Source organism: Proteiniphilum sp. (assembly GCF_034331125.1).
GTDB lineage: Bacteria > Bacteroidota > Bacteroidia > Bacteroidales > Dysgonomonadaceae > Proteiniphilum > Proteiniphilum saccharofermentans.
Genome location: NZ_JAXQGC010000040.1, coordinates 44,653 through 69,975 on the forward strand (window position 1 = coordinate 44,653; position 25,323 = coordinate 69,975).

Genomic DNA, 25,323 nt, shown 5'->3' on the forward strand with positions numbered 1-25,323 from the left:
ACGGTCAATAAGTAACGAATATACACCACCGCTCCATTTTTATGTATCTGTGTAATAATTCATTTTTATCATGTATATTTGCAGAATAATAAGATGCGCCTCGGATAAGCTTAAGCAAGCTTGGCTTACCCCGTGGCTTTCATTATATTTACAAAATATTTAACATAAAATTACCCCTGTTCTTATGCGTAAATTTATATCTCTTCTATTTCTTCTTGCCATGCCCTTTATTTTATCTGCACAACAAGTTGAGACACTCTCTTTGAATGATGGTTGGGAATTCTCACAAATGAATAAAAACCAATGGCATAGTGCAGAAATACCCGGATCGGTACAACGTGATCTGATCCGGCATAATGTCTTGCCCGATCCTTTTTATGGCACCAACGAAGAGAAGGTGCAGTGGGTAGAAGATGAAAACTGGGATTTCAGGAAAACTTTCACCGTAACAGCCAACCAGCTGAAATACGATGATGCACAGCTCTTTTTCGAGGGGTTGGACACCCATGCAGACGTATTCCTGAACGGCTCACGCATTCTACGTTCTGAAAATATGTTCATGGGTTACAAGGTACCTGTGAAGCAATTACTCAAAGAGGGGGAAAACCATCTTTATATCCGTTTTTACTCCCCGGTACAACTGATGATGCCGGCAAGGGAAACCTTCGGTTACGATTATCCGGCGGGAAACGACCACCGGAAAGAGAAACTGAGTATCTATAATCGTAAGGCACCCTACCATTTCGGATGGGACTGGGGTATAAGGATCGTACAGATGGGTATATGGAAACCTGTCACACTCAGTTTCTATAATAAGGCATATATCGACGATTTTTATGTAAAACAGACTTCTGTAACGGAGCAATCAGCCAAAATTGATAATCAGATAGAAATCTATTCCGTTGCCAATAAACCTATAGAAGCTGTCATCACCGTCGAATATGGTTTGCAGGAGAATGCAGGCAGTCCTGTATCGAAAAATGCCACCTTACAGCCCGGCAAAAACAAGATATCCATACCTTTAGAGATCAACCAACCCAAAAGATGGATGCCTGTATATTGGGGAGAACAACATCTCTACGATTTTACGGTGAAAGTTGTATCTGACAACCGGGAAATTGCCGAAAAGACAGTCCGGACAGGTTTACGCTCCGTCCGCATGGTACAGGAACCGGATGAGCATGGCAAGTCCTTCTATTTCGAAGTAAATGGTATCCCCATCTTTGCGAAGGGTTCCAACTATATTCCGGGTGAAATCTTCACTTCACAACAGGATACAGGTTTTTACGAAAGGCTGTTTGACAACATCACCGCAGCCAATATGAATTTTGTACGCGTATGGGGAGGCGGTATCTATGAAAACGAAGAATTCTACCGTCAGGCCGACGAAAGGGGTATTTTAGTATGGCAGGACTTTATCTTCGGTTGTGTACCCTATCCTTCAGACGATACTTTCCTGGCGAATGTGCAGAAGGAGGTGATTTATAATATCAAACGCCTCCGTAACCACGCTTCGCTCGCCTTCTGGTGCGGTAACAATGAGATCGAAGAGGGTCTTAACCACTGGGGTTGGCAAAAAGAATATCCGGCCGAAGTGATGGATGCCTGGTTCAAAGGATACGACAAAACATTCCGTGAACTGATTCCCGGATTAGTAAATGAACTTGACGGTACACGCAGTTATATCCACGGATCACCTTATAACTCCAACTGGGGTAATCCCGAGAAATTCGCTGCCAGTGACGCACACGACTGGGGATTATGGTACGGACACCTACCATTTGAAGGGATGGCAGACCGGTTGCCCCGTTTTGCCAGTGAATTCGGCTTTCAGTCGTTCCCCGAAATGAAAGTTATCCGTTCCTTTGCTCCCGAGGATCAATGGAGCCTAGAAAGTGAGGTGATGACGGTACATCAGAAAGCATCGACCGGCAACTCGCTTATCAAAAAATATATGGATATGTATTATCCTGAACCGGCCAACTTTGAAGATTTCGTCTATATCGGACTGGTGATGCAGGGGAACGGAATGGAAGAGTCGGTAGAAGCGATGCGTCGTGGAAGACCCTATTGTATGGGTGCACTTTACTGGCAAATCAACGACGACTGGCCTGTGGTTTCCTGGTCGAGTATCGACTACTACAACAACTGGAAGGCACAACACTACCGTATGCGGGATGTGTTGGCACCCCTTGCCCTGGGAGTTGAGTCTAAGGATGGTAAACTGAATTATTATACTATGTCCGATTATCTGCAGGATCACAACGACCTCAAACTGACCGTACAGGTCATCGATTTCTCAACCGGAAAACGGAAAGAATTTACTGAGCGTGTCAATGCCAAGGCCAACGACAGCCGGATCGTCAAAACATTCAATATCTCCGAACTGGCAAGTGAAGCAGAAAAGACACATACAATGATACATGCTTTCCTGAGCGACAGTAAAGGGAATGTGATCTCTTCCAAAGATCATTTCTTCTACTGGCCCAACAAACTGGAATTACCGGAAACAGAAGTGACAACCAATGTACAATATCGCGACGGAGAATACAGGGTGACTCTTTCAAGCAAAAAACTGGCGAAAGACGTCTTTGTGGAGATACCTATCCAGGGTGCCCGCTTCAGCGATAACTTCATCGACCTCTTGCCGGGAGAAAAGAGAACAATCACCATCACATCTCCTGAGCTAAAAGCTGCTAATAAAACACCTGTTACAGTAAAGCATGTAAGGGAAACGTATTAATTGATGTGATAATTTAACGATTTTAGATCTTGAATACGAAAGCAAACGTAATGGGAAAAAGAGAAGATCTTTCAATATTATTGGTAGTGGCGGTAACCTCCTTTATGGGTACCTTTCTGGTGTCGGCAGTCAATATCGCGCTACCCACCATTGAAAAGGATCTAGCCCTCAATGCCATTGAGTTGAGTTGGATCATCACTGCTTTTATCCTGGCTATGGCTCTTTTCATGTTGCCGTCAGGGAGTTGGGGTGATCGGAGTGACAACCGTCGGTTGTTCAAACTGGGATTGATACTGTTCACCATCTCTTCAGGTATCTGCTATGTGGCTCCCGACGGTCACTGGTTAGTTGCCGCCCGCTTTTTACAAGGTATAGGTGCTGCTTTTACCGGTACCACAGGACAAGCCATTCTGGTATCATCATTCCCTGCGGAACGACGGGGGCAGGTACTCGGTATCTCTGTCGCTTCGGTCTATGGCGGATTGGCTTTGGGTCCGCTGATCGGAGGATTCATCACTCTCCATATCGGCTGGCGCTCCCTCTTCCTGATCGCTGCCCTCTTCGGTCTGCTCACTATCCTTATCTCATATCTTTTCTTGAAGAGTGAAAAGCATAAATCTGTCCCGGCAAAAGGGAGAGACAAAATAGGAACCCTCCTTTTTATGACGGGACTTGCAGCATTGGTCTATGGCTCCTCGTTGATCCCCTCCGCTGTGGGCTGGGGCTTAATGAGCGGGGCAGTGATACTGCTCCTCCTCTTCTGGAGATATGAAAGCCGGATTACATCTCCGATGCTTGATACGAAACTCTTTTCCCATAATCGTCTCTTTACATATTCCAGCCTCTCGGCTCTCATCAATTATACCTCTACCTTTGCCATCGTCTTCTTTCTCAGCCTATACCTGCAAAAGGTACAGGGACTCTCGCCACGTGATGCGGGAGCGGTGATCGTAGCGCAACCGGCTATGATGGCCCTCTTCTCTCCTATCGTGGGGAGATTGTCCGATAAGATACAACCGCGCTACTTTGCTACTACAGGTATGGCCATGTGTACTACCGGATTAGGTATGCTGGCCTTCCTTGGCCCCGCAACAGCCATCTGGATCATCGTCACTATCCTGATATGGGTGGGGCTCGGCTTTGCCCTCTTCTCCTCTCCCAATATGAACACCATTATGAGTTCGGTAGAGAGACGGCAATACGGGCAAGCCTCCGGGCTCGCTTCCTCCATGCGGGTATTCGGACAAATCATCAGCATGAGTATTGTCACCCTGATCTTCTCCCTGCTCTTCGGCAGCCGTTCTATTGAGGAAGTACCCAATCCTGTTTTCCTGCAGGCCATGCGATGGGGATTTATTATTTTCACCCTGATTGGCTTACCGGGTATCTACTTCTCATTCAATCGGGGAAATTTGAAAAGAAAAGAATAAGAGGCCCAACTTTCACATATAAATTTGAAATGTATACACCTAAGGCGAAGACCTATAGATATTTTGTAAGACCCCATTGAGGAACTTATTACAACTCTTCCGATAATATTTTTTGTAAAAGATAGGTAGCATTAAGGTTTCGGGAAACACCGCGTTGTATTTTATAGCTGTACTGTTCCTCTTCGGAAAGAGATATCTCGAAACAATAATTTTGAAATGAACCGGGCGACCCATCCTCCAGTTTCGCCAGTTCCAGATCGTGGGTAGCAATAATCCCCGTTACCGGCAATTCCGCCATTTTTTTCAGAAACAATATTGAACCGTCGAGTTTATCTTTTGAGTTGGTTCCCTTTAACAACTCATCCAGTATGATCAATGTGTGCCGATGTGTCCGGCAATACCTGATCAACTCCCTCATCCTCTCCAGTTCAGCTTTGAAATAAGAGGTGCCCGATGAAAGGTCATCCGTATTGCGCATACTGCTGAACAGATGGAAAAGGGTAAAACTGAATTTCACAGCACACACATTCATGCCGTTGACCGCCAGGATATAATTGGCTCCCAGTGTACGCAGGAACGTACTTTTTCCAGCCATATTGGCACCGGTGATGATCAGAAACTGTTTTTTACTGATCAGGATATCATTGTCTACCCGTTTCTCTTTGGGTATGAACGGATGCCCCAATCCGGAAGCATCGACAAGCAGATCTACATCCTGCATGATTTCAGGTTGTACGAATTCTGGCAGATTGAACATATAAGTAGACTGTGACACCCTCGCCTCCATCTCAGACAAAGCACTGATCCATAATTGGATATGATCCAGATAATTATCTTTCCACCGATAGAACTGCCGCAACAAAAACAGATCACGCAGGAAAAAACCATTAAGCAACACAAGGATATAGGCATTATTACGCTGGTCAAATTTTTTCAGTAAGGAAGAAAGCTCTTTCAATGCTTCACGGGAGTTGTGGGTGCCGAACAGTTCCTCTTTTAAATCCCTGTTTTCTGCTGCATCGAAAGTTTCCTTATGCAAGATATCCAACAAGTCCGCATGGATCCTGGTATTTTTGTGCAGAAAGCCAATATCGGCACCCACCTTGTTCAGCGCCTTGTTAAAGGTCATCGGGATAAAAAGCTGTATCATAAACAAGGTGATAAATACCGACCAGGGCAGGACTCCCAACCAGGCCAACAGCATTGATCCCAACGTGATGGCTATAGAGACATAAATGAGTACCAATCCTGTTCTGGAAGTCAACCGTGCACTGTTACCCTTGTGTTCACTGATCAGTCTGTAGTTATTCTTCTCTTCGTCAAATCCTTTACAGACAGCCATAAACCGGTGTCTGAAATCAACTTTCCCCACCAGCTCCGAAAGCGATTGCTGCCTTGCTGTGATAACCTCTTCATTGTCCGGAATTGAGCTCAGTTTTTCAGCCAGAATAGAACCGGCCTCATGCGTCACCGTCCTGTTGATCATGTGGTAAATGGAGTTCTCGCCGAAAACATCCAAATCATAAGAATAGGGATGTTTTTTATTGATGAAGTGCTTCCCGTTATCGAAAGGAGTATAATTACCCTCCAGAAAGCTGATCTCGTTGGCATAGACACTATGCAGGGCCATATAATAAGCCCTTCTCCGCAGATAATATTCATCCCACCTGTAAAGCAAAGAGAAAACTATCAGAGAGAAAGCTGCGGATGTAAAACAGAATGACCTGTCCCAACCCCATTGAAAGGCAGCGATCACAAGGAAAACAGCCGCAAGAAAAAACAAAAGTTTCAGGAAAGGAAATATCCTTAAACGCGATTTTACTTTACCCAGCTCTATAGCGTTCTCTTCTATTTTCTTTTTATAATAATCCTTTTTCATTTCTTCAGTAACAAATTCTTTTAATTTTTTATAAATGATGGATACAACAAAATTAAACTGTCGCCAAAGATACAATTTTTTCGAGTTTCCACTTTGCTGCTTTCTACCTTACTACATTATTATTATCTTTGCATCCGCAAACAAAATAATGGAACATTTTCGTTAAACAAGAGCAGAACAACTGACAACAAACCGAAACCAAAGAACAAACTTGTTTGGATTTTGGTGAGGTGCGAAGGAAGACGACAAAGGCAACTCAAAACGATTAACAAAATTGAATTGTAACAAGATGGCTAAAGAATTGAAGGAGCTTACGCCCCGCAGTAAAGATTACTCTCAGTGGTACCTCGATTTAGTGATCAAGGCTGAGCTGGCAGAGAACTCCGCCGTGCGCGGTTGCATGGTAATCAAACCCTATGGTTATGCGATATGGGAAAAGATGCAACGTCAACTGGACGATATGTTCAAGGAAACAGGACATGTGAATGCCTACTTCCCGCTGTTCATTCCCAAGTCATTTCTTAGCCGTGAAGCCGACCATGTGGAAGGATTTGCCAAGGAGTGCGCCGTAGTGACTCACTACCGCCTGAAAAATGCTCCCGACGGCAGCGGTGTGGTGGTCGATCCCGAGGCAAAGCTCGAAGAGGAACTGATAGTACGACCCACTTCTGAAACCATTATCTGGAGCACCTACAAGAACTGGATTCAGTCCTATCGCGACCTGCCTATCCTTATCAACCAGTGGGCCAATGTGGTGCGCTGGGAGATGCGTACGCGCCTCTTCCTCCGTACGGCCGAATTCCTCTGGCAGGAAGGTCACACCGCTCACGCCACTAAGCAGGAAGCAATAGAAGAGGCAAAGCAGATGATCAATGTCTATGCCGAGTTTGCAGAGAAATATATGGCCATGCCGGTAGTGAAAGGGTTGAAATCGGAGTCCGAACGGTTCGCCGGCGCCATCGACACCTACACCATCGAAGCATTAATGCAGGACGGGAAAGCGCTGCAGTCAGGGACTTCCCACTTCCTGGGACAGAATTTCGCCAAGGCGTTCGACGTACAATTCACCGACCAGAACGGAAAACGGGACTATGTATGGGCCACTTCATGGGGTGTTTCCACCCGTCTTATGGGTGCCCTGATCATGTCACACTCCGATGATAACGGATTGGTACTTCCTCCCAAGCTGGCACCTTATCAGGTGGTGATCGTCCCTATCTACAAGAACAGTGAGCAACTGCAACAGATCGATGAAAAGGTGGCAGGTATCGTACAACGATTGAAGGCTTTCGGTATCAGCGTGAAATATGATAATTCGGATAACAAGAAACCGGGATGGAAATTCTCGGAGTATGAACTAAAAGGGGTTCCGGTACGTCTCGCCATGGGTGGGCGCGACTTAGAGAACAACACCATCGAGGTAGCCCGCCGCGACACTCTCACCAAAGAGACGCTGTCGTGCGACAATATTGAAACCCACATCAAGTCTCTGCTGGACGAAATGCAGGAAAATATCTATAAGAAGGCAGCCGATTTCCGTGCTTCCCAAATCCGCAAAGTGAATTCATATGAAGAATTCAAAGTGGAGATCGAGAAAGGCGGATTCCTGCTCTGCCACTGGGATGGTACACCCGAAACGGAAGAACGCGTCAAAGAGGAGACCAAGGCTACTATCCGCTGTATCCCTCTCGATGGAGATAAGACACCGGGTAAGTGCATGGTGACCGGCAAGCCGTCGGCACAACGGGTACTCTTTGCACGGGCGTACTAAAATCTGAAACTATTTTACTCAATAAGAGAATATTAGCACCTTTTAGTCCTTAGTTTTTAACTATTAATTTTTCACTTCCTTTCTATGGCAACAGTAAAAGACTGGATCTCTGCCTTTCGTCTACGAACGCTTTTTCTGGCTGTGGCGACTGTTGTCTTGGGAAGTGGACTGGCCTTGCATGAGGGGAATTTCAGTATAATAATTTTTGTACTCACTCTCCTGTTGGCCGTCTCCATTCAGATATTGGCTAACCTGGCGAACGACCTGGGTGATTTCCAGAAAGGGACAGATACTACCGGTCGCAGGCAAGGGCCTGCACGTACCCTTCAGAGTGGCAAGATCTCTCCCCGGGCAATGAAAAGCGCTATCGTTGTCTTCTCCGCTATCTGTGTCATTACCGGTCTCTCTTTAATATTCAATATTATAGGATTTATACCCCATGCTTCTGCTGCCATATTGATCGGCATCGGTGGTGCCAGCATCCTTGCGGCACTATTTTATACGTTGGGAAAGCATGCCTACGGCTATAAGGGTTGGGGTGACCTTTTGGCTTTTATATTCTTTGGCCCGGTACCGGTGATAGGTACCTACTTCCTTCATACGCACATACTCAGTTTTAAACCCGTCATGCCTGCCTTAGGGATTGGTTTGGTCAGCGCCATGATATTAAATATTAACAACATGAGGGATATAGAGAACGACAGGGCTTCGGGTAAGATCACCCTTGCCGTTAAACTCGGTATCCGCAGGGCAAAAATGTATCACGCCGGTTTGACCTTCGCCTCACTCCTTTGTTTTTTCGGGTATAACAGCATATATGAACCCTCTCCCTGGTTCCGGCACCTTTACCTGCTTGTTTTTCTTTTCCTGTTCAGGATACTGGACGACGTACGTCGGAAAGAAGGAGAGGCGTTAGATCCTTATCTGAAATTCACATCATTATCAGGATTTCTGCTTGCACTGTTGTTTACAATATGTATCAATCTCTAATGCGGGGAATAGTATAATGCGAAAAGGCTTCCACAATTATTGCCCGCTTGTTTCCATGTAGTGGATGAGGCCGACAATCGATTCAATATCTTTAAAATCGACTTTATTCTCCTTGGTATATTTGTTATAAAGCGGCTTCTGTTTGTTGTAATTTTTTTTTAATTGCCCCATCGATGAAAAACTCTTCAATCCTTCTCCATTATCAAACCAATAAACCACAGAACTATTCACTTTGAAATCGTCGGGCAATTCCAATTGATAAATTTGACCATCCCCTATCCAACTCGAATAGGTTGTGGCGGATGATGTTTGCGAAGTCCCACCAAAAGGAGCCGGTTTACCCGGAGGAATTATCCAGCATTTATACTGGACAAGTAGTTTATATCCCTCTTGATTGATGACCTCTGCAAATTTTTTATTGTCAAGTAATACAAACTTTCGATCTTGTACAAAAACGGTATCCAGGTTATTCAATGTGATCTCCGCAAAAGCTAATTTCTGTCCGTTCTGATCAAAGATCATCTCTTCGGTAGCAGCGTTATAGTTGAGCAAAGCCGGATTTCTGGTACCATCTTTCATCAATACAGTCCCCTTTGTGAATTCAGGCAATATATAATGGTATATCTCTTTTATACGCATCTGTGCACTTGCCAAAAAACAGACCGATATTAGGGAAATAAGCAAGATAGATTTATAGTTCATACGCATATTACATTTAATGTGTTATTGATATCATAAAGGTATATGATATTTTTTGTATCACAAAAAATTTAACTCAATATCATAATTCCATTTTTTGTCTCAATTATTTCGTTAACTTTGCCCGACTTACAAATTTAATAATTGTTTAATATGTTCGATAACAGCAAACGCGCATTTATAGCTATTAACGACAATGCGGAAGTATGTCTTGTCCCCAAGATGGCAAACCGTCACGGCCTTATCACCGGTGCAACCGGTACCGGAAAGACAGTTACCCTGCAAACATTGTCTGAGACTTTCAGTGAGATGGGAGTGCCCGTGTTTGCTGCAGATATGAAGGGAGACCTATCCGGTGTGGCAAAAACAGGAGGTAACAAGGAGAGCGTCGCAAAGCGCGTAGACCAATATAACCTGCCCGAAAAAGGATTCGAATACAAGCCGTTTCCGGTACGTTTTTGGGACGTATTCGGCGAACAGGGGCATCCGGTACGGACTACCGTTACCTCTATGGGACCGCTGCTGTTGGAGCGTTTGCTGGATCTGAACGAGATTCAGGGAGCTATCCTCACTATGGCTTTTCGTATCGCCGACGACAATGGCCTGCTGTTGATCGATCTCAAAGACTTGCAAAAGATATTGCAATATATCGGCGACAACCGGACACAGTTCACCACCAAGTATGGGAATATCTCTCCGGCAAGTATAGGCGCTATTCAACGGGGATTGATCCGGCTCGAGAACGAAGGAGCCGATAAGTTTTTTGGTGAACCCGACCTGGAGATCACCGATTTCATCCAGACAGAGCAGGGCAAAGGGGTAATCAATATCCTCGCTGCCGATAAGCTGATGCGGTCGCCACGGGTATATACCACTTTTCTGCTATGGTTACTCGACGACCTCTACGAAACACTTCCCGAGGTAGGTGACCTGGAAAAGCCCAAACTGGTCTTTTTCTTCGATGAAGCACACCTACTATTCAATGATATGCCTGCATCACTACTCGAAAAAGTAGAGCAGATCGTCCGCCTGATCCGTTCCAAAGGCGTGGGTATTTATTTCTGTACCCAAAATCCGGCAGATATCCCCCAAACTATCCTTGGCCAGCTCGGAAACCGTGTACAGCATGCGTTACGGGCCTACACGCCGAATGACCAGAAAGCTGTACGGGTAGCAGCCAACACTTTCCGTGCCAACCCCGCATTCGATACCGGTGAAGCCATAACCCAACTCAATACCGGGGAGGCACTCGTCTCGTTCCTCGACGAAAAAGGGGCTCCGCAAATGGTAGAGCGTGCCAATATCCTCCCTCCACAGGGACAGATAGGGCCGATAACGGTTGGCGAACGGGATCAGATGATCCGTAGTTCGCTGATTTACGGCGTATACGAAAAACTGATCGACCGGGAGTCAGCTTTTGAAATATTGTCTAAAAAAGAGGAGTTGCTCGAAGAAGAACGTCGTCTCGCTGCTGAAGAGAAAGAGCGTATCCGCCAGCAGAAAGAAGCCCAGAAGGCAGCACTCGAAGCAGAGAGGGCGAAGCGAGCCGCAGCACGGCAACGGAAAGCCGACCAGGGTTTCCTGGGAGATATCCTCACCCAGGTAGGGAAAAGCACTCAGCGGCAAATCAGTAACGAATTGGGAAGAACTATCACCCGCAGTATTTTCGGAGCGCTTTTCGGAAAGAAATAAATTCCCTATCCCACATCTATGTATAAAATACTATTCAAACATTACCTGTTAAAGACATTTCGTTCACCCGGATATTACAAAAATCTGATAGTCAACATTTTTGTAGGGTTAACCGCGCTTTACTTTATAGTGATCCTGGTGATGATGGGCTTCATGCTTCCCAGGCTACTGGAAGAGATTGCTCCTCAGCAAGATGCTGCAGCAACATTCAACAGCATCATTATCTATGGTGTAATAGCCTTACTTATGATCCGTTATCTGATGCAACCGTTGAGCACGCTGAACATAGAAAATTACCAGGTATTGCCTATCAAAAGGGAAACACTGGTCAACTATCTCCTGCTGAAACCGCTATTCAACCCGCTGAATTATATAGTACTGTGTTTTGCTATCCCCTTCGCCATCACCGGAGTATATCCGGTTTACGGGGTAGCCGGAGCCTTCAGGTTTATCTTCGTCGTTATTTTCCTGATTTGGTTCGATACTTTACTCGCTCCTTTCCTGAAACGCAAATTCAGCAATATCTTGTCAGGTACAATCGTATTTTTGGCTATTGGTGGAGTACTGGCAGGACTGGAGTATTTCAACATTTTTTCCCTGTCCCAACTGTCTCAACAACTTTTCGATTTGGTGAGTAAAACCCCTCTTGTATGGATTTCTCTGCTTCTTCCCGTTCTATTGGCTTTTCTACTCAATAAACACTATTTTGCAAAAAATTATTATCCCGAGAATTTCGACAAAAAAGTAAAGAGGACAGAAAGCGATTCCGGAAAATTCACTTTCATGGAACGTTTCGGGAAGATAGGAGAAATCATCTCCCTGGAGATAAGATTGGTGCTCCGCCATAAGCGGACAAAGAGAACACTCTATACAGCACTCTTTTTCCTGCTGTACGGACTGCTGTTTTATCCCAATCCCATATATAGTAACAACCCCGGATGGTTACTTTTTGTGGCCATTTTTGTGACCGGAACAGGAATGCTGATATTTGGGCAGTGGATCATCAACTGGGATGGGGCCCATTTCGATTTTCTGATGACAAGGGATATAGACACTCAAACCTATATCAGGGCCAATTATTTCCTGATGCTCTCACTATGTATCGCTTCATTTATCGCAACTACACCCTACTTCTTCTTTGGCACCAAGATTATTATCTATCATTTGGTGGCACTGATCTATAATGTGGGCGTCAATATATATGTATATCTTTTTGGAGCCACCTTCAATACCAAAAGATTGGAACTCTCCCGGGGTAATTCCATGAATATGCAGGGAGTTAGTTACAAAAATTTTCTGGTGATGATTCCACTACTCGTAATCCCTATCACACTGGTTATGCTGTTCGATCTCTTCTCGGCAGCACATATAGCATTGATCATTATCTCCCTGATGGGTTTGGCAGGCATCCTTTTCCGCGAACCACTCCTGAAGATTATAGAAAATCAATTCCTAAGAAGGAAGTATGCGCTTTGTGCAGGATTCAGGAAGAAGGAGTAAGCTGTTCCATTTTCTACCATTCCAAGGGATCAACAAATAATAAAAGAAAACGATAAGCAATAAAATATATGCAAGATCACGAAAACAGTTCAATGGAGCTCTCCGACACGCCTCCTCCCATACCGCAATCGGTAAATGAGACTAAAGAAATTATCACAGCCACAAACCTGAAGAAGATATACCAGGGCATTACGGTGTTGGACATCCCTTTTATCAGGATTGGTAACGGAGAAAGTTTCGGACTGGTGGGTAACAACGGTGCAGGAAAGACCACCTTTTTCCGGTTGATCCTCGACCTGATCGAGGCTTCCTCAGGTGAAGTGATAGTCGATGGTGAGAAAGTAGCCCGTCGCGACGAATGGAAATCCAAGGTGGGGTCTTTTCTCGACGAGAGTTTCCTCATAGATTTCCTTACCCCCGAAGAATATTTCACCTTCACAGCTAAAGTATATAACAAATCGGAAGGCGATATAACCCTGTTCCTGGATTCGATGAAAGAGTTCTTTAACGGAGAGATACTGGGTTCCGGAAAACTGATCAGGGATCTCTCAAAAGGCAATCAGAAGAAAACGGGTATTGCCGCAGCACTGATCAGCGATCCACAAATCCTGATCCTCGATGAACCGTTTACAGCCCTCGACCCCACTTCCCAGATCCGGTTAAAACGGATGCTCAATGAGCTGAAAACCAATAGAAAAATGACAATGCTGATCTCAAGTCACGATCTCAATCATGTGACCGAGGTATGCGAACGTATTGTGGTACTTGAGAAAGGGAATGTGGTGAGAGATATCCCGACAAGTGAAAACACCTTGAAAGAACTGGAATCTTATTTTGCAGTATAAGCATACATCCAGCCTGTTACCATATTCCCCGATAGCGGATAAAACAGTGGTTTACGCTACTCAAAACGTATAAATATTATATCTTTGCAGCTGCAAAATAATGCAGGCATTGCAAGTAAAACAATAGTACAACAGGAAATGAAGGAACAAGAAAGAGGAACAGCAAAAGAGCAGAAACAAATCAACCCCGTCACAGACTGGATCATCCGCCTTTTAAAAGGTGCCCTGGTCGGGATCGGATTTATTCTTCCGGGCTTATCGGGAGGAGTATTGGCTGTTATCTTCGGCATCTATGACCAGTTAATCCGTTTTCTTGCCAACATAAGGCGGAATTTCCTGAAAAATGCACTTTACTTCCTTCCTGTGGCGATCGGTGCCGCCATCGGCATTGTCCTCTTTGCTGTGGTAGTAGAAAAAGCATTTGGTAAATATGCTGCACTGTTTGTCTCTCTCTTTGTGGGATTTGTAGCCGGCACTTTTCCTTCTCTTTACAAAACAGCCGGGAAAGAAGGAAGAAAATCATCGGATATAGGTATTCTTATTGTTACCACCATCGCCATCTTCGCGCTGATGCTAGTCGGCGGGCAACAACTTACCGAAGTAACTCCCAACCTTATGGTATGGCTCGGATCAGGGCTGTTGATGGGATTGGGGCTGATCGTGCCGGGAATGAGCCCATCCAACTTCCTGATCTATTTCGGGCTTTACGACAAGATGGCTATTGGCATCAAGGATTTCGATTTCGGCGTCATTATTCCGCTGATCATCGGGTTTATTATCTGCGTGCTGCTTTTTGCCAAACTGGCTGCCTGGCTTTTCAAGAAATATTACTCCGGCATGTACCATTTCATTCTGGGAATGGTAGTCGGTTCTTCATTGGCTATTTTCCCTACCGTAGTCTTTCCCGCATTCTCTGCCGATCAACTTGCCACGGCCGGGTTAACTTTTTGGGGAGCGCTGCTTATGAGCTTGTTGCTTTTCATAGCAGGTACCATCGCCTCCTGGCTTTTCAGTAAAGTGGAAGAGAAATATCCGCGGGAAGAAATGTTTTAGACAAGTTTTACTCCTCCCCGGCGATCCTGATCCTTGGGTTCCGGTCTTTCAATTCTGCCATCAGGACATCTATATCCGCTTTATTTACCCTCAGCACTTCAAAACCTCGTACCTTATCAATACGAAGCTGGTTTTTCTTTATCTTTTGCAAACCAACGATATCACCTATAGCTATTCTTCTGTTCTTCGAGAACAATTTCAGTACAAAACGGATCTCCAGAAAATTCAGTTCAGTAACAGCATACTCCTTTATCGTGGTCGACAGAATAAAAACAATGGCAAAAGCAAAGTAAATAAAATCCATCCAGATTCTCTCACCATGTCTGAACCTGTAAATAACTACACCTAACAGGAAGAGTGAAACAATTCCCCAGAAAAGATTCCCAAGTCCGTTATCTGCTTTATATTTTTTTTCCACAACCGTTGAATTAAAGTTATATTACTCCGAAAATACATTAGTTTGTTTCTGCATTCAATACTTTACAAATATATTCTTCAAATATACACTTATTTCTGAAAAATGGGTTAAAAAATGAAAATAATCGGAGAATAGATCAACAGGTTGTTTTTGTCGACGAAACCGGCTTTTCAATAGACAAATCGCCTAATCTCATCTATATAACACTGAATATATGACATTTAAATAGCAAAAAAGAATATTTTCCCTTTAAACTTTTGCTTACCTTCGGAGGTCATAAGAGCAGATCATATTTTTATTCACTTTTTAAAATGTATGTATTATGAAGAAGATTGTATTCATGGCGCTGGTTGCCATATTCACCCTGAGTTTTACCCTTGAGGCTCAGGATAACACAAGAAATAGAAGGGACAACAGGCAGGATACCCGTAGCGGTATGAGATGGACAGCGAAGGAACGTGCCGACAATATGGAAAAGCAATTGGGACTGACTGCTGACGAGAAAGCGAAAGTGCAGGCTTTATTTGAACAACAGGATGCCAAACGGGCTGAGCAGGTTGCTGAACAGAGAGCAAAGAGAGATGAGCAGATGCAGGAGCGCACCAAACGTCGCGAAGAGATGCAGGCATTACGTGAAAAAGAGGTGGCCGAAAACGATGCCGAACTGGAAGCTATTATCGGAAAGGAAAAAATGGAACAGTGGAAGCAATATCGGGCCGACCGCCAAAAAGAGATGCGTAGCTCAAATCGTGCCGGGAGGCGCAGTCCACGTTGAATAAATAGTAATTCCAACTAAAGACGGGACTTTTAGAAATTTGAATTAATAAACTACGGGTAAAACTGACAAGCCGCCTCTCAAAACGGGGGCGGCTTTTCTATATCAGTAATATTTCCGGTAAATCCGCTTAAATGCCGGTGTTGTCTTAAACCGGTCAAGCCAGCTATTCAGGCTGTCCAGCAATACGGGAGAGTCTTTTCTTACTGACCACGATTCCAGTTGCGTAAAACTGATATCGGTCTCAATATCTATCTCCGGCAACACCTTTGCCAGTCGTATGGCCATTTTCTCATCGCACACCGTGAAGTCTATATCACCCGAAGCTACCATCATCACCAACTGTTCCGTTTCATAGGTGGGATCTTCTACAATAAAAATCGTATCCCCTATCTCATGGGAAAGATTATTCAGGCGTAGGATCACAGGGGAATCATTTGCCACACGAATGGTTTTTCCCGCCAGGTCGAGATGCTGCCGTATAGGCTCCACACTGTCGTTATATTCTTGCTTCCGTTGTACCAGCACCTGCTTGTTCAGCGTAATAGGATTGGTGAAGGCGAAAGTATCTTTCAATTTTATATTGACCGGGATATTACGGGCAACCAAATCATATCGCATCGTCAACAAGCCCTCCAGGTTTTCATCGAGGCTGTTCTCAAGAAAAAGATTCACCTTGATCCCCCACTCTTTCTCAAGCGCGAGGATCATCTCCCGTTGAAAACCCTGCAGCGAATCACCCGAAGCATAGAGACCGATACTATTGTAATCGGTCACTACGTTCAATTCTCCCGAAGAGATTATCTCATTATAATCGCGCGGGGCCATAAAAGTGTTGCGGAAACCTTTCATACTGGTCCTGAGCAGTATCATTGCCACTATAGCGACTATCAGCAAAAGGAGATAGAGATATAAACGTTTTCTGTTCTGCAAGCTGGAAAGATTTAATTATGTAAATTCACTGAAACTCCAAGTCTGATGATAGCAGGATTGACCGGATAACCCGGCAATGAAAAATATTCTTTCGGGTTCATGAATTGTGAGGCCACATTATAGTACATCACGTAAAAACGGGTCTGCTTCAAATGCATATTGGCATAGACAGTAGCGATAGGATAATTTCCGATCTCTTTTTCACGCTGATTGTAAAACTGCAACAAAGCCGGCTCATAACCAGGGACATAATAGTTTGTATGATAGTGTGCATCCACTCCCAGTTGTAAGGTGAGTTCGTTCACAATCTTCGTTTTAAGATACATATTGGAGTAAACACTGAGCTTAGGTACAGGGATCACTTCCTGATTGCTCGAAGTCTGGTAGACCACCTGGTTATCCCAGTTAAATATGCCAAAGCGCAGGTTCTGGTCTACACGTACGGTCAATAATTGTATGTTGCCGCTCTCCTGGGCTATTTGTCTCTCACTGTTGTAATAAATGAAGTTCTGCAGGTTCTCCACTCCTGCGCTCACCGTAGTATTTGTAAACGGTATATGCAGTTTTCCTCCGGCATAGACCCTGCGGATATCACCAAAATCATGATCCCATCGGAAATATTTTGAGTAATAGTTTTCTTCCAGATATTTAGGCTTCAAATTTTTGATGTATGCATGCGCCGAAAGGGTTGTCCGCTTTCCGGCAATATCAAAACCTGTCTCCACATCACCGATTGCCCTGAACTCACCCAGATTTGCCCCAAATACTCCGAGATCGGCCCGGATATTAAACAAGAGATTATCTCCCTGCTGTTTATTCAATACACCTCCCAGGGTAACAGCACTTTCGCGGTGCTGCATCATGCCTGGACGCAGACTGTCCCTTAAGGAATAGTTGCGCAACTCATGCTCCAAGAAGGCTGTCAGTCCAAACTTAACCCATTCTTTGAATCCTTCCCTCAAACTGAGTGACACACTGTTTTTTATTGATATGAACCGGATACTGTCATCCACTGCTCCTTCATAGAACCGGTTGGGGTAGAACTGGTCTATACGGTGCATGTCCACACCATCCACATTCACATAGGCGGTATCATATGAAAGGAAACGCCGGTGTTGCTGGGTATATTGCGATGCAAAACCTATGCTTGCCACAGGGACAAACTGTCCCTGTCCCTTGTGCAACGAATCGCCCGGTGCATCCATATAACCCAGGTTATACCTGCCCGATAAGAAGAAACGATTATTACGTAATGAATTCCAAGTGTTAGTGAATTTAACAGGAATATCCCTCGAGGTGAAACTCTGTTGGATAGAATCCGGATGGGTTATAAAACGCTCATCTGTTATTCCTCCGTTCTCTGCATTCTTCAGAGATCCAAGATTCATGAAAGCATGCGCTTCAATCCTGTCGGAAAGGTAATTTCCAAAGAGGGAAAAGTTATTATGTTTTACAGCTTGTGAGTTATAATAACCTCGTGTATTGATCAAATCGGCGTCCAATCCCACATTTAGGCTTTTCCCGAAATTAGAGGTCAATCGTGCTTCAAACCGTTCTTCTCTGGTCTGTTTAGGAACGGCACGGTTATAACTTAACCTGGAATAAGGTACACGTGTATTGACGAACAATACCTCTTCCGGATCTTTCAGGTAGAGATAATAAGCATTGTTGAATACAAAGTGCTCGGTCTCCGGCCTTTCGATAAATATTTTCGAGAATGCCGGAGATCCCAGTGTTGCCAGAAATCCCATTGCGACCGATTGTCCGTCGGGAAGGATAGTCTGTTGATAATTGTGGAGTAATGTATCTGAAACGGCAGGCAAGCGGTTACCGGTACGTGCATCTAACTTCCAGATGGTCATTCGTGCCAGTCGGCGAAGTGAATCGGCTTCCGCACCATGGTCGTTCAACAGGTGATTAATATGCGATCTACTCCCGGCTGATACAGAATCATTGTCGGGTTGAATATCCTGGGGTATCTGCCTGGGAAGTAAATCCAATGAATCGGGATTGGTGGTGATCTGCGATGAATCGGGCAGAATAATACGCGCCTGCGGATATGCAGTCCCCACACAAAGGACACATGCCAAAAGAGATATGAACAGCTTTTCTTTCATCGGATGCAAATCTACATAAAAATCGCCATACACAGATAACCAGCACGGCTTTTCTCTCATTTTTGAGAATTTTTAAAAGTGGAAAATTATTTCTACCTCTGAAAATATAAATACTGCTGGCTATTATTGTTACCTTGCATTCTCTGATAAGAGGCTGAAATCAATGGCGGGAATAGAATCCGAAAAAATATCTCTTTTATGAGTTGTTTTAAATAATTTCATTATCTTTGCGGCATCAAAATAACAAAAATGAAAGCAAACCTGTTCCATCATCATCATTTTCACACTTGCAATCAGGCGAGTTGAGGTTGGTATGTACGAACAGAAGACAACATATATGCACAAACCCGTCTGAAGAAACTCAGGCGGGTTTTTTGTTTAATATCATCCCCGGAATATCCGGTACGATTGAATAAAGTGGATAAAAAATGGAAAAAATTAAAATCGCTATTCAAAAAAGCGGACGACTAAGCGAGAAATCCCTTGACCTGCTCACGGAATGCGGTATCAATGTCTCCAACGGCAACCGCAAACTGAAAACCGATGCACATAACTTTCCCATGGAGATACTCTTCCTGCGCGACGATGATATCCCGCAATATGTTGAACAGGGAGTGGCCGACATCGGTATCCTGGGGCAAAACGAGGTATGGGAAAAGGAAAAGGATGTAATAGAGATAGAAAAACTGGGGTTTGGGAACTGCCGTCTTTCACTTGCGATTCCGAAAGATGAGATATACACGGGGCTGGATTACTTTAACGGAAAACGCATAGCGACCAGCTATCCAAAAATCCTGAAAAAGTTTTTCAGGGAGAAAGGAAGGGACGTGAAGATAGAGGAATTGGGGGGAAGCGTGGAAATTGCGACGGGGATCGGTCTGGCTGATGCAATCTTCGATATAGTAAGTACCGGAAGTACTCTCATCATGAATGGATTGAAGGAAGCGGAAGCCATCATCAAAAGCCAGGCAGTGCTGATCGGCAACAAAAACCTATCGACAGCCAAAACCGAACTGCTGGAGCGATTGTTATTCCGTATAAAGGCTTATAAAAACGGACAGGGAAAAAAATATGTATTGCTCAACGCACCCAACGAGGTTATCCCCGACATTGTGAGATTATTACCCGGTATGCGTTCCCCCAGTATCCTTCCGCTGGCCGACAAAGGATGGAGCAGTGTTCACTCGGTAATTCATGACGACGATTTCTGGGAAATCATCGACGAATTGAAACGCTTAGGCGCCGAAGGAATCCTCATAGTCCCCATCGAGAAGATGATCCTGTAATAATTTCAGATTCAAGATTTCAGGAATCAGGACTTCTTCTCTTCCAAGTTCAATCGTTAAATCAACAAATCAGTTATATCAGTTATATGAAAACGATTTCAAACCCTTCGCAAAGCAAACAAAAAAAGCTGGCCGAACGCCCTATGATCAGGCAGCGGAAGCTGATGAACACGGTGGAAAAAATATTCTATAACATCCACCGTAAAGGCGATAAAGCGGTACTTACTTACAGCCGTCAGTTCGACTGGCCGGCACAGGAGAGGCTGGAAGTAGACCGTGAGACAATTGAAAAGGCAGCAGGATTGGTATCCGAAAGGTTAAAACAGGCCATTGAACTGGCACGAAAAAATATAGAATCCTTCCATCGTTCTCAACAGGAAGAGATACGTAAAGTGGAGACCGCACCCGGCGTAATCTGCTGGCGTGAATCGCGCCCCATCAACCGAGTAGGAATCTACATACCCGGCGGTACAGCTCCACTCTTTTCGACGGTGCTGATGCTTGCAGTACCTGCAAAAATAGCCGGATGCAAAGAGATCATATTGTGTACTCCCCCCGACGAAGAAGGAAAAATCCATCCAGCCATTCTCTACGCAGCTACGCTGACAGGCGTTACGAAGATATTTGCAGCAGGGGGTATCCAGGCTATCGGTGCAATGACTTTCGGAACGGAAAGTATTCCAAAAGTAGATAAGATATTCGGTCCGGGCAACCAGTATGTGATGGCAGCCAAACGCTCTGCGCAATATTACGGTACTGCTATCGATATGCCGGCAGGGCCAAGTGAACTTCTGGTGATTGCAGACGACACATCGAATCCTGCATTCATAGCAGCTGACCTCCTGTCGCAAGCTGAACACGGTCCCGACAGTCAGGTAATCCTGCTTGCCGATAACAAAAAAGTGATCAAAGCTGTCAACAAAGAACTTGATATCCAACTGGAAAATTTACCCCGGAAAGAGATAGCAGCGCAAGCACTCAAAAACAGCAAGGCAATCCTCTTCGATGATCTGGACGAATGTGTGGATTTCAGTAATTTCTATGCTCCGGAACACCTTATCCTGGCGACCGAAAATCCGGTACTGCTGAGCCGGGACATCACCACGGCCGGCTCTGTCTTCCTCGGTCACTATAGCTGTGAAAGTGCCGGCGACTATGCAAGCGGGACCAATCATACACTCCCGACAAGCGGACACGCAGCGGCTTACAGCGGTGTATCACTCGACAGCTTCGTCAAAAAAATCACTTTCCAACAACTTACAGAAGAAGGAGTGATCAGTATCGGTAATGCAGTGGAAATCATGGCCGAAGAGGAACAACTTATTGCCCATAAAAACGCCATGACCCTCCGTCTCGGAGCCGTAAAAGCTCGACAGATAACCACGGCAGGTTATATACAAGATCAGGGACAAGAGCCACAACAAACAGGAGAAGGGGGATCACAAGGTTTATTACAACCAGATCGGCAGGAAATTGGTGAGCTACCCCAAACAACACAACAAATAGACGAAAATGAAGAGATTTGATCCGGAAACGCTGGTACGCCCCAATATCCTGGCATTGCAGCCCTACTCCAGCGCGCGCGACGAATTCACAGGCGATGAAGGTATTTTTCTCGACGCAAACGAAAACCCGTTCGGAGAAAGAAACCGTTATCCCGATCCTCATCAGCGCCTGCTGAAAAAGGCCCTCTCCGAAAGGAAACAGGTACCGGTGGAGAATATTTTCATCGGAAACGGAAGTGACGAAGCAATCGACTTGATCTACCGTATCTTCTGTGAACCCCAACAGGACCGGGTGATCATCTGTCCTCCCACCTACGGCATGTACGAAGTATCAGCCAACATCAACAACATAGAGGTGATACGGATACCACTGAACGACCAATTCGAATTGGATATAGATAAAATACTATCCTTTCAGGCTCAATGTATCTTCGTCTGCTCACCCAATAATCCTACGGGCAACACCCTGCAGAATGTGGAGCGGTTACTTCGGGAATTCCGGGGGATCATTATAATTGATGAAGCCTATATTGATTTTAGTTCCGGTAGCAGCTTTCTCGAAAAGTTACCAGACTACCCCAACCTGATCGTGATGCAGACTTTCAGTAAAGCGTGGGGATTGGCGGGCGCACGTGTAGGGGTAGCATACGCAAGTACCGACATCATCGCACTGATGGACAAGACAAAACCTCCCTATAATGTGAGTGCACTGAATCAGGAAGAAGCGTTAAAGGCGCTCTCAAACCCTCTCGAGTTTGAACGGCAACTCTCTGTCATATTAGAGCAACGTACTCTGTTGGAAAAAGAGTTGAAAGAATTGTCACTGGTACATCATGTCTATCCGTCAGATGCAAATTTTCTGCTGGTGGAAGTAACAGATGCCAATAAGATATACCAACATCTGGTCAATAAAAAGGTGATTATCAGGAACCGTAACAGCGTTGTCCGGAATTGCCTCCGTATCACTGTAGGAACGCCGGAAGAGAACAGGACACTATTGGATGAACTGGAAAAAATGGAAAGGTACAAATGAGTAATAGAGAGTAATGGTTAGAGAAGTTAAGACATTCAAAATCATGAAATCTTAATCTTGAATTTTGAATTTGAAAAAATATGAAAAAAGTATTATTTATTGACCGGGACGGGACGTTGATCATGGAACCGGAAGACGAACAGATCGACAGCCTGGAAAAGCTGGAATTCTATCCCAGGGTATTCCGAAACCTCTCCCGTATCGCAGGCGAATTGGAGTATGAATTGGTAATGGTTACCAATCAGGATGGCTTGGGTACATCCTCTTTCCCGGAAGAGACTTTCTGGCCGGTACAGAATAAGGTCATTAAGGCATTCGAAAATGAGGGAGTACATTTCAGCGAAATACTGATCGACCGCTCTTTTCCCCACGAAAACCTACCTACCCGAAAGCCCGGTACCGGTATGCTCACCCATTATATGAGAGGGGGATACGATCTGGAGCATTCTTATGTAATAGGCGATCGGGTAACAGATGTACAACTTGCTGAAAATATGAATTGTAAATCTATTTTACTAAATAATAATTCATATCCGGGAGTCACACTGTGTACTACAGACTGGGGAGAGATATACCAGTTTCTGAAAGAGGAGCCACGCAGAGGGAAAGTACACAGAAAGACTTCCGAGACGAATATCTTCGTCGAGGTGAATCTCGACGGCAAAGGGAAAAGCGATATCTCTACCGGGCTGGGATTTTTCGACCATATGCTTCATCAGATCTCCCGACATGGCAATATCGACCTTACCATCCGTGTGGAAGGGGACCTGCAGGTGGATCAACATCATACTGTAGAGGACACCGGTATTGCTCTGGGAGAGGCCTTTATACAGGCGTTGGGTAAGAAAAAAGGTGTAGAACGGTATGGCTTCCTGCTTCCAATGGATGATTGTCTGGCACAAGTGGCCATCGATTTCGGCGGACGTCCGTGGTTGGTATGGGAAGCAGAGTTCAACCGTGAATTTGTGGGCGATCTTCCCACGGAAATGTTCATGCACTTCTTCAAATCGTTCAGTGACAATGCCCGTTGTAACCTCAACATCAAAGCCGAAGGCGACAATGAGCACCATAAGATTGAAGCCATTTTTAAAGCCTTTGCCCGTGCGGTTAAGATGGCTGTGAAACATAACGGTACAGAGGGAATACCCAGCACCAAAGGAACAATTTAATGTGCCAATGGGACTAATGTGATGATTTAATGATTTAACAATTGAAGAATGATAGCAATTATCAAATATAATGCCGGCAATATCACATCGGTCAAAAATGCGGTCGAACGGCTGGGCTATGGATGTAAAGTGACTGATGATATTGGTGAAATACTATCGGCGGAAAAAGTAATCTTTCCGGGTGTAGGAGAAGCTGGATCGGCAATCACATACCTTAAAAACAGGGGATTGGATGAAGTAATTCAATCTTTAGTCCAACCCACACTGGGTGTATGCCTTGGACTGCAACTGATGTGCCGGCATTCCGAAGAAGGCAATACAGAGTGTCTGGATATCTTTGATGCGGACGTGAAAAAGTTCCCTGCAACTGATATTGTTCCCCATATGGGATGGAACAATCTGGAAGTGATGGACAATCCACTTTTCAGCGGTTTCAGAAAGGATAATACCGTTTATTTCGTGCACAGCTATTATGCCGAAATATGTTCCGATACAATTGCCCGCTGCAATTATATCCTGCCATTCAGTGCTGCTATACAGAAAAATAATTTTTATGCCACACAATTTCATCCTGAGAAATCAGGAGATGTGGGTGAAAACATATTGAAGAACTTCTTGGAACTATAGTTCAGGAAAAGTGGGAAAGTGTGGTGATTTATTGATTTAATAATTAAGAAGAATGAGAATTATTCCGGCAATAGATATAATAGAGGGGAAATGCGTGCGCCTGACCAAAGGCGATTATAATACACAGAAAATATATAATGATAATCCGCTCGAAGTAGCCAAAGAATTTGAAGCCAATGGCATACAACACCTTCACGTGGTGGATCTCGACGGTGCCCGCTCAAAGCATATTGTCAATCATAAGATCTTATACAACATTACCACTAAAACCTCACTGAAAGTAGATTTTGGTGGTGGTATCAAATCGGACGAAGATATTCGTATTGCCTTCGAGAATGGCGCAGTACAAATAACCGGAGGGAGTATCGCGGTACAACAACCCAATACATTCCGGGAATGGCTCGGGAAATATAGTGCGGAAAAAATTATCCTCGGCGCCGATAGCAATAACAGAAAAATTGCCACTCATGGCTGGATGCAGCAATCGGAACTGGACGTGGTCGACTTTATTTCTGATTATGCGGAGCAAGGCATTATTTATGTTATCTGTACTGATATCCAGAAAGACGGCATGCTGCAGGGCACATCAAACGAATTATACCGGGAAATTATCGAAAAAACCGGCGTAAAACTGATCGCCAGCGGAGGGGTTTCATCCATCGATGATCTATTCGCCTTAAGAGAACTCGGATGCGACGGTGCAATCATCGGAAAGGCTTTCTACGAAGGAAAGATAGGTTTTCGTGAATTGCAGAAGGTTGTTGAGGATTATAAATTATGAGTTATGAATTATAAATTAAAAGTGGGTAAGTAGAGGTCAGAACCAGGAAGTAGAGAATTTGATGATTTGACTCTGTC

Annotated in this window: 20 protein-coding genes; 15 read left to right on the forward strand and 5 right to left on the reverse strand. The window is 44.6% G+C overall.

The genetic code is table 11. The annotated features are described in order from the left end of the window. Window positions 1-184 precede the first annotated feature (184 nt). Window positions 185-2,743, forward strand: a complete 2,559-nt coding sequence (locus tag U2P89_RS09590) for a beta-mannosidase (RefSeq protein WP_322191271.1) — start codon at window positions 185-187, stop codon at window positions 2,741-2,743. A 50-nt stretch (window positions 2,744-2,793) separates the two neighbouring features. Next, window positions 2,794-4,173 carry an MFS transporter gene (locus U2P89_RS09595; RefSeq protein ID WP_076930819.1) on the forward strand — a complete coding sequence of 460 codons (1,380 nt, stop codon included), beginning with the start codon at window positions 2,794-2,796 and terminating at the stop codon, window positions 4,171-4,173. 88 nt (window positions 4,174-4,261) lie between these two features. Here the strand turns inward: U2P89_RS09595 and U2P89_RS09600 are convergent, their stop codons facing one another. After that, window positions 4,262-6,052: a MutS-related protein gene (locus U2P89_RS09600; protein ID WP_322191272.1), complete on the reverse strand. Its 1,791-nt coding sequence runs from the start codon at window positions 6,050-6,052 to the stop codon at window positions 4,262-4,264. Window positions 6,053-6,341: 289 nt separating this feature from the next. Between U2P89_RS09600 and proS the strand changes: the two genes are divergently transcribed. Both proS and menA read left to right on the forward strand, forming a co-directional pair. Further along, window positions 6,342-7,823 carry a proline--tRNA ligase gene (gene proS, locus U2P89_RS09605; protein ID WP_076930820.1) on the forward strand — a complete coding sequence of 494 codons (1,482 nt, stop codon included), beginning with the start codon at window positions 6,342-6,344 and terminating at the stop codon, window positions 7,821-7,823. An 84-nt stretch (window positions 7,824-7,907) separates the two neighbouring features. Further along, window positions 7,908-8,813: a 1,4-dihydroxy-2-naphthoate octaprenyltransferase gene (gene menA, locus U2P89_RS09610; protein ID WP_322191273.1), complete on the forward strand. Its 906-nt coding sequence runs from the start codon at window positions 7,908-7,910 to the stop codon at window positions 8,811-8,813. Window positions 8,814-8,849: 36 nt separating this feature from the next. Here the strand turns inward: menA and U2P89_RS09615 are convergent, their stop codons facing one another. Then, complete coding sequence (locus U2P89_RS09615) at window positions 8,850-9,515, reverse strand: hypothetical protein (protein WP_322191274.1); 666 nt, start codon at window positions 9,513-9,515, stop codon at window positions 8,850-8,852. Window positions 9,516-9,665: 150 nt separating this feature from the next. Here U2P89_RS09615 and U2P89_RS09620 point away from each other — a divergent pair, with 150 nt between their 5' ends. The 4 genes from U2P89_RS09620 (at window position 9,666) to U2P89_RS09635 (ending at window position 14,602) form a co-directional block, all read left to right on the forward strand. Further along, on the forward strand, window positions 9,666-11,204 hold the full coding sequence (locus U2P89_RS09620) for a helicase HerA-like domain-containing protein (protein ID WP_076930823.1): 1,539 nt from the start codon (window positions 9,666-9,668) through the stop codon (window positions 11,202-11,204). Between the two features lie 18 nt (window positions 11,205-11,222). Next, window positions 11,223-12,704: a DUF5687 family protein gene (locus U2P89_RS09625; protein WP_313381828.1), complete on the forward strand. Its 1,482-nt coding sequence runs from the start codon at window positions 11,223-11,225 to the stop codon at window positions 12,702-12,704. A gap of 149 nt (window positions 12,705-12,853) precedes the next feature. Next, on the forward strand, window positions 12,854-13,549 hold the full coding sequence (locus U2P89_RS09630) for an ABC transporter ATP-binding protein (RefSeq protein WP_322191284.1): 696 nt from the start codon (window positions 12,854-12,856) through the stop codon (window positions 13,547-13,549). A gap of 138 nt (window positions 13,550-13,687) precedes the next feature. Next, window positions 13,688-14,602 (forward strand): DUF368 domain-containing protein, encoded by a 915-nt coding sequence (locus tag U2P89_RS09635; RefSeq protein ID WP_313381829.1) that lies wholly within the window; start codon window positions 13,688-13,690, stop codon window positions 14,600-14,602. 7 nt (window positions 14,603-14,609) lie between these two features. Here the strand turns inward: U2P89_RS09635 and U2P89_RS09640 are convergent, their stop codons facing one another. Continuing rightward, window positions 14,610-15,020: a hypothetical protein gene (locus tag U2P89_RS09640; RefSeq protein ID WP_091906843.1), complete on the reverse strand. Its 411-nt coding sequence runs from the start codon at window positions 15,018-15,020 to the stop codon at window positions 14,610-14,612. Window positions 15,021-15,342: 322 nt separating this feature from the next. Between U2P89_RS09640 and U2P89_RS09645 the strand changes: the two genes are divergently transcribed. After that, the gene (locus U2P89_RS09645) at window positions 15,343-15,795 is read left to right on the forward strand and encodes a hypothetical protein (RefSeq protein ID WP_091906845.1); all 453 of its coding nucleotides are present in this window, start codon (window positions 15,343-15,345) and stop codon (window positions 15,793-15,795) included. A gap of 105 nt (window positions 15,796-15,900) precedes the next feature. Here U2P89_RS09645 and U2P89_RS09650 read toward each other — a convergent pair whose 3' ends face one another. Together U2P89_RS09650 and U2P89_RS09655 are read right to left on the reverse strand one after the other, a co-directional pair. After that, on the reverse strand, window positions 15,901-16,728 hold the full coding sequence (locus U2P89_RS09650) for a transporter substrate-binding domain-containing protein (protein WP_091906847.1): 828 nt from the start codon (window positions 16,726-16,728) through the stop codon (window positions 15,901-15,903). Window positions 16,729-16,739: 11 nt separating this feature from the next. Next, window positions 16,740-18,905 (reverse strand): putative porin, encoded by a 2,166-nt coding sequence (locus tag U2P89_RS09655; protein ID WP_091906848.1) that lies wholly within the window; start codon window positions 18,903-18,905, stop codon window positions 16,740-16,742. Between the two features lie 368 nt (window positions 18,906-19,273). Between U2P89_RS09655 and hisG the strand changes: the two genes are divergently transcribed. From hisG to hisA, 6 genes are all read left to right on the forward strand, one after another. Beyond that, entirely contained in the window at window positions 19,274-20,131 is an 858-nt protein-coding gene (hisG, locus tag U2P89_RS09660; RefSeq protein ID WP_091906850.1) for an ATP phosphoribosyltransferase, read from the forward strand. 86 nt (window positions 20,132-20,217) lie between these two features. After that, entirely contained in the window at window positions 20,218-21,657 is a 1,440-nt protein-coding gene (gene hisD / locus U2P89_RS09665) for a histidinol dehydrogenase (RefSeq protein WP_092026523.1), read from the forward strand. Further along, the gene (hisC, locus tag U2P89_RS09670) at window positions 21,644-22,669 is read left to right on the forward strand and encodes a histidinol-phosphate transaminase (protein WP_091906854.1); all 1,026 of its coding nucleotides are present in this window, start codon (window positions 21,644-21,646) and stop codon (window positions 22,667-22,669) included. Before hisD ends, hisC begins: the two co-directional genes overlap by 14 nt. An 80-nt stretch (window positions 22,670-22,749) precedes the next feature. Further along, a complete protein-coding gene (hisB, locus tag U2P89_RS09675; protein ID WP_092026528.1) occupies window positions 22,750-23,838 on the forward strand; it encodes a bifunctional histidinol-phosphatase/imidazoleglycerol-phosphate dehydratase HisB in 1,089 nt (362 codons plus the stop codon). A gap of 48 nt (window positions 23,839-23,886) precedes the next feature. After that, window positions 23,887-24,465, forward strand: a complete 579-nt coding sequence (hisH, locus tag U2P89_RS09680; protein WP_091906857.1) for an imidazole glycerol phosphate synthase subunit HisH — start codon at window positions 23,887-23,889, stop codon at window positions 24,463-24,465. 52 nt (window positions 24,466-24,517) lie between these two features. Beyond that, window positions 24,518-25,246 (forward strand): 1-(5-phosphoribosyl)-5-[(5-phosphoribosylamino)methylideneamino]imidazole-4-carboxamide isomerase, encoded by a 729-nt coding sequence (gene hisA, locus U2P89_RS09685; protein WP_091906859.1) that lies wholly within the window; start codon window positions 24,518-24,520, stop codon window positions 25,244-25,246. Window positions 25,247-25,323: the final 77 nt, after the last annotated feature.

What these genes read in the sequence shown, in the direction of transcription:
- U2P89_RS09590 (WP_322191271.1), top strand. Translation starts at nt 185, where the DNA reads ATGCGTAAATTTATATCTCTTCTATTTCTTCTTGCCATGCCCTTTATT.
- U2P89_RS09595 (WP_076930819.1), top strand. Translation starts at nt 2,794, where the DNA reads ATGGGAAAAAGAGAAGATCTTTCAATATTATTGGTAGTGGCGGTAACC.
- U2P89_RS09600 (WP_322191272.1), bottom strand. Translation starts at nt 6,052, where the DNA reads ATGAAAAAGGATTATTATAAAAAGAAAATAGAAGAGAACGCTATAGAG.
- proS (WP_076930820.1), top strand. Translation starts at nt 6,342, where the DNA reads ATGGCTAAAGAATTGAAGGAGCTTACGCCCCGCAGTAAAGATTACTCT.
- menA (WP_322191273.1), top strand. Translation starts at nt 7,908, where the DNA reads ATGGCAACAGTAAAAGACTGGATCTCTGCCTTTCGTCTACGAACGCTT.
- U2P89_RS09615 (WP_322191274.1), bottom strand. Translation starts at nt 9,515, where the DNA reads ATGAACTATAAATCTATCTTGCTTATTTCCCTAATATCGGTCTGTTTT.
- U2P89_RS09620 (WP_076930823.1), top strand. Translation starts at nt 9,666, where the DNA reads ATGTTCGATAACAGCAAACGCGCATTTATAGCTATTAACGACAATGCG.
- U2P89_RS09625 (WP_313381828.1), top strand. Translation starts at nt 11,223, where the DNA reads ATGTATAAAATACTATTCAAACATTACCTGTTAAAGACATTTCGTTCA.
- U2P89_RS09635 (WP_313381829.1), top strand. Translation starts at nt 13,688, where the DNA reads ATGAAGGAACAAGAAAGAGGAACAGCAAAAGAGCAGAAACAAATCAAC.
- U2P89_RS09645 (WP_091906845.1), top strand. Translation starts at nt 15,343, where the DNA reads ATGAAGAAGATTGTATTCATGGCGCTGGTTGCCATATTCACCCTGAGT.
- U2P89_RS09655 (WP_091906848.1), bottom strand. Translation starts at nt 18,905, where the DNA reads ATGAGAGAAAAGCCGTGCTGGTTATCTGTGTATGGCGATTTTTATGTA.
- hisG (WP_091906850.1), top strand. Translation starts at nt 19,274, where the DNA reads ATGGAAAAAATTAAAATCGCTATTCAAAAAAGCGGACGACTAAGCGAG.
- hisD (WP_092026523.1), top strand. Translation starts at nt 20,218, where the DNA reads ATGAAAACGATTTCAAACCCTTCGCAAAGCAAACAAAAAAAGCTGGCC.
- hisC (WP_091906854.1), top strand. Translation starts at nt 21,644, where the DNA reads ATGAAGAGATTTGATCCGGAAACGCTGGTACGCCCCAATATCCTGGCA.
- hisB (WP_092026528.1), top strand. Translation starts at nt 22,750, where the DNA reads ATGAAAAAAGTATTATTTATTGACCGGGACGGGACGTTGATCATGGAA.
- hisH (WP_091906857.1), top strand. Translation starts at nt 23,887, where the DNA reads ATGATAGCAATTATCAAATATAATGCCGGCAATATCACATCGGTCAAA.
- hisA (WP_091906859.1), top strand. Translation starts at nt 24,518, where the DNA reads ATGAGAATTATTCCGGCAATAGATATAATAGAGGGGAAATGCGTGCGC.